Annotated in this window: 1 protein-coding gene and 1 pseudogene; both read right to left on the reverse strand. The window is 54.9% G+C overall.

The window, feature by feature from the left end; translation table 11 throughout:
- Window positions 1-192, reverse strand: a 192-nt coding sequence (locus HMPREF1627_RS00205; RefSeq protein WP_034499787.1) for a phosphoribosylaminoimidazolesuccinocarboxamide synthase, incomplete at its 3' end; no start/stop codon positions are given.
- Window positions 192-585, reverse strand: a pseudogene (locus tag HMPREF1627_RS00210) (hypothetical protein); the annotation flags it as partial. The gene HMPREF1627_RS00205 and the pseudogene HMPREF1627_RS00210, both read right to left, overlap by 1 nt.

A 585-nucleotide genomic window follows, 5' to 3' on the forward strand; every position in this document is an offset into this window, starting at 1 on the left:
CTGCTCAAACCACCATACGGAAAGCTGCGTTAAGATCTTGCCCTTGTCCGGGATCGGTGTGGACAGCACGTAGTCATAAGCACTAATGCGGTCAGAAGCCACAACGAGAAGCTGATTCTCATCGACCTCACTTACGTAAAGGTCGCGAACCTTGCCCGACGAAACGTGTTTGAACCCCGCGATGTTTTGCACTACTGCTCCTTGTTCGTAGAAACCATCCGAATATACGCGTCATCTGCAACAAGCGACCACAGCGCCGTTGAGGCTGGAGCCCCATCAATTAGGCCCACAGGGATTCCACATTCGAGCACCTGGCCGGGCTTTGCGGCCTCCCAAACATGAGTTAGAGCGATCATGCTAGCTTCAACCTCGCCCGGAAGGTCATTAACCGCCCGCGTCACGTTGCCCATGTCGGATCGCGCATCTACAACCACCCACACAGCTGCAAACTCGGTCGAAGAAATGATGCGAGCCGCGTTGCGCTGATGCGATTCCACAGACGAATTAACCACCGAGAGAATAACTACCGCGTCCGGGTTTTCCTCCCGAATCTGCGCAAATTCTTCAGCCGAACGAGCGCGCGGT

The sequence above is a fragment of the Actinomyces sp. S6-Spd3 genome, from assembly GCF_000758755.1.
Taxonomy (GTDB): Bacteria; Actinomycetota; Actinomycetes; order Actinomycetales; family Actinomycetaceae; genus Pauljensenia.